Origin of the sequence: Dapis brunnea BLCC-M229, assembly GCF_050015995.1 — a bacterium.
Classification (GTDB): domain Bacteria; phylum Cyanobacteriota; class Cyanobacteriia; order Cyanobacteriales; family Microcoleaceae; genus Trichodesmium.
The window spans coordinates 45,135-49,646 of sequence record NZ_JBNHEP010000105.1; the positions used below are offsets into that span (position 1 = coordinate 45,135).

3 protein-coding genes are annotated in these 4,512 nt (G+C 39.3%); 2 read left to right on the forward strand and 1 reads right to left on the reverse strand.

Going from position 1 to position 4,512, the window contains the following annotated elements:
- A partial coding sequence (locus ACP6PM_RS12910) for a DUF4351 domain-containing protein (protein ID WP_426585168.1) occupies positions 1–392 on the forward strand: 392 nt, incomplete at its 5' end.
- 425 nt (positions 393–817) lie between these two features.
- Positions 818–982, forward strand: a complete 165-nt coding sequence (locus ACP6PM_RS12915) for a hypothetical protein (RefSeq protein ID WP_426585170.1) — start codon at positions 818–820, stop codon at positions 980–982.
- Between the two features lie 30 nt (positions 983–1,012).
- On the opposite strand, the gene ACP6PM_RS12920 is transcribed toward ACP6PM_RS12915, so the two are convergent.
- Positions 1,013–4,512, reverse strand: a 3,500-nt coding sequence (locus ACP6PM_RS12920; protein WP_426585172.1) for a HEAT repeat domain-containing protein, incomplete at its 5' end; no start/stop codon positions are given.

Consider the following 4,512-nt stretch of genomic DNA (forward strand, 5'->3'; position numbering starts at 1 on the left):
GTTTAGATGTGATTCCTAATACTTTGGCAGAAGTTGAAGAGATAGAACAAGCTTTGAATAGAGCAAGTGAAGCAAATTTATCTAGAAAAGAATTAGAAGAAGTACACAAGCGAGAAATGTTTTTAGAAGACCGGACAGGTGAAATTATCTTAGCTCGACAGGAGGGACGAGCAGAAGGACGAGAGGAAGGATTAGAAGTTGGTAAGTTGTCAATGCAGAGATTAATATTAGGTCAACTGGAGAGAAGGTTTTCTGGAGAAATAACTGAAATAATCAGAGAGAATATTCAACAATTATCTATGGAAAGGTTAGAAGATTTAGGAGGAGCAATTTTAAGTTTTAATAGTTTGGAGGATTTGTCTAATTGGTTGGCAGAATTGGATAGGGAATAGCTAGTCGGGAGTCGGAAGATTGATTATTGATTTAGTGGCGTTATACAAAAATTGATCTATAGCGCTAATTATTGGCGCTGTCTTTTGCTCTGCGAAATTTTTGTGCAGCATTAGGAAAATACCTCTATCTATATAATTCTACTTGGTATTAGGTATTAGTTGAAAGAAATGTCTAAAAGAGGTAATTGATTTTTAAGGCAACTATTGCGCAACAGTTGTTGTAAAAATCAACTAATGAATGTTTGATTGATAAGGAGACAGGATATTTCCACTGCCTAACTATTGAATTTTGACAGACTGCCTCATCGTCTTAACTTTCCTCACCTACAACTAAATACCACAGCGCATCAATACCTCTGCCGACATATTCTGAATCTTGATTAGGAAACTTTGTTTGTAGTAGGGCTTCAGCCCGATAAATCTAGATGGGTCTAAAGCCCTACTACGAACTTGATTATAATCGTCTTAACTCTCCTCACCTACAACCAAATACCACAGCACATCAATACCTCTACCGACATATTCTGAATCTTGATGAGGAAAGTTTGTTTGTAGTAGGGCTTCAGCCCGATAAATCTAGATGGGGCTAAAGCCCTACTACGAACTTGATTATAATCGTCTTAACTTTCCTCACCTACAACCAAATACCACAGCGCATCAATACCTCTGCCGACATATTCTGAATCTTGATGTTGTTGAATCCATTGAATAATAGTGGGGAGGATATTGTTGGATTTTTTGCCTAATTTGCCTAAAGCTAAGGCAGTTTTCCTTCGTGCAAAAAAATTTTCATCCTCCAATAGTGGTAGCAAAGCAGTAACCACAGTATCTGAGGTATTAACTAACTTGCCTAAAGATACTGCAGCACTCCAACGTACATAAGGATTACCATCCTTAAGTCTTAGTAGTAAAGCACTAACCACAGTATGAGTATTTGAGCCATTTACAAACTCTCCTAAAGTACGGGTAGCAACTTTACGCACTAGAAAATTTTTGTCTTCTAATAGTTCCACTAGAGTATTAAAAATAATTGGCGAACTATTGTCTAAGTTAACTAAAGCTTCAGCAACTCTAACACGGACACTAGAATCTCTATCTTCTAGTCTTGTTAATAGAGAATTAATTACAATCTCAGATTTATCATTTAATTGACCTAAAGTATCAGCAGCTCCAGCATAAAAACTGGAATCACCTTTCTGTAGTAAATCTAGTAATTGATTAACCAATGTCTTTGAATTGTCAGATAATTTACTTAACGCCCAAGCAGCTTTGTAACGAGTGGCAGAATTATCATTTAAACTTTCTAGCAAAGCACTAACCACAGCCTCAGAAGTCTTACCCAAATTACCCAAGGCATCAGCAGCACCCCAACGCACTTCAGAATCTTCATCCTGAAGCAGTGCTAGTAAGCTACTAACTACTGTTTGTGAGCTATTGCCCAAATTGCCAAGGGTATACGCCAACAACCCACGCACTTCAGAGTCTTTTTCACTGTGAAGCATTGCTAGTAAACTGCTGACTACTCTTTGTGAACTATTGCCCAAAGTATAGCTTGTGCTTCTACGCATTAAAGACTTATTTTCTCGAAACCTACCAACTAATCCCATTTGTGAGCTGTTACCTTTTTCTGAGTTATTGCCCAACATTCCCAAAGTATGAACTGCCCATCCACGCACAAAAGGCTTCTCATCTTGAAGCCGTGCTAGCAATATTGTAATTACTTCACTCTTTTCTCCTAATTCTGCTTGATATTTCAGCAACCTTTCCTTCTCAATTAAATCTGCTTGATCTTTCAACATCTCTAAAACTTGCCCCTCAAAATCAGTTTCATACAAACTACAAAAAATCTGATAAACCTGCTCCCGAACTTTCTCACCAACCTTATCCTCACTACTTACCTCCAACTCAACCAACCTCTCCAAAATCTCCTGCACCAACTCCCCATCAGCACCACGCAACCCCTTCGGATTTTCTGTCAAACAATCTCCAGCAAAAAATAAATCCCGATGTAACCACTCCTCATACTCACTACCATTATTCAAAACTGCTCGAATTGCCTTCGCAGCATTTTTCGGCTTTTGTTGAGCTATCAACAACAATAAAACCTCTCGCCAGTGAGCATCATGCAAATGTTCTCGAATAGCATTTAAAATAATCCCAAAATCAAACTCATTCTCCAACTGATAGTCAATTTCCTCAGCACACAAATATTCCTGAAAAGTCTTATGCACAAAAGCATAACAGTCTTGCCCCTGCTCATTCAATAAACCAGTACGTTCCCGAATCAAATCTACAAATCTTTCCGCCTCTTCCTTTGCCTGATACAACTGCACCTGCTTCAAACCCTTAATCTCTCGACTCAACTGAGAAATCAACTCATCCTTATCTATCAAAGTACCACCCTCGCCCTTGCCAACATTTCCCTGAGTATGTACCCAATATGCCAATAATTCCATCAACCTGCGCAAGTCATCCAAACCCAAATACTTCAAACGCCCATCACTACTTAACTCTTTATTCGCATCCCAAGAAATTAACAAAGTTTCCACCGCCTTATCATAAAGTCGATGTCTTTCCTTCGGCAAAACCGCCTGATACCGATGAATCAAAGCAATAATCGTCAACAACAAAGGATTTCGTGCCAATAATTTAATCCGGTCATTATCATCCAACGCCTTTTGCAAACTTTCCTTCCGCCTTTCCGCCTCCACTTTATCTCTAAACCGAGTGTCATACCAATTATTGATAAACGTCGAAATCTTCTCATCATCAAAAGACTGCATTTGATAGTGGGGAAATTCCTCTGTGCGGAAAAAGTCGCGCCGATACCCCGCCGGGCGAGATGTAATAATTGCCCGGTTTCTGTCAAACTGCCCTAAAAAATTCTCAATGCGTCTGACAACATCATAACGTTTAACTTCCTCCGCCACTTCATCCAAGCCATCCAACAATATCAACGCTCTACCATCCTCCAACCAATGTTCAAAAAATCCCGTCGGTAAAGTTTTGACTGCCATCGTTTTCTCAGCAAATATCCGAGCATATTCTAGAATGCTTTTATCTGGATGTCTTGCCAAATCTCTCATTCTAATCAAAATAGGTAACCAATCGGTTTCAGTATCTAAACCTAGATATCCCCCCTGGCCCTCCTTTGAAAGGGGGGGTGAAGATTCGGTTACAACGTTTTCCGAAATATAGTTCCCCTTAGAAGATTCGGTCTGGCGATCGCGGAGGGTAGCATCAGCCATATCTCTAGTTTCATCCACAAAGCTTTCGGCATTATAGCCCCCCTTCCCAAGGGGGGTTGGGGGGATTGAGTCCTGGGTTGGGGGGATAGATGCCAACATCACGGCAAAATAACTCATCAAAGTTGTTTTTCCCGAACCAGGCGCACCCAATATGACGAATTTCTGTGACCGACTTTGAGTCAATAATTCCGAAGCTAAAAATTTTCTGCCAGTGGTATTTACTAATAATTCTCTTTCTAGTTCCCCAGTTCCTCCTAATAATAAATCCTGTTCCCAACCCCCTGCCGTTGAGACATCTTCTACCACATCTGGCATGACAAAAATGTTGGCTAATTTCTCTGACTTTTCTACTTCTTGCCCAGGCACAGAAATTCCAGCAAATTTCACATCATCAAACCAATTAGCTAACTGTTCAAAATAATTTTGTTTGGCAACCTGGAATTTAATATAAGTATCGGTTTGTTGAAAATAAGCATTAATAAAAGTTTCTATCCACGGCTGTATAGCTTCTGAATTTAATTGAATATTTTTAGCTTCAGCTTCCTGTTGAAAGATGGCAATCAAAATATCAATGTCTGGCTTACCTTGATTAGTTAATGGTTTTTGGAATTCTGTCAAAACTGCAGAATGTGCAAAATATTGGCTCAAAAAATTGTCAGCTCCGTTCCATCCATCCCTTTTAGCTGAATAGAATAAAAGTTGTTGAAGTGGAAGTTTTTTTTCCCATGCTTCAATAGATTTTTTACCGGATTTTAAAGCTTTTTCTAAATCTGTTTTCTTCAGGGATTGAGTCAGACTTTTGCCTCCTTTTTCCCAAGCAGTATCCCACAAAGAGTCAGCAATTTTTGATAATCCCCAACCGGCTAAACCTA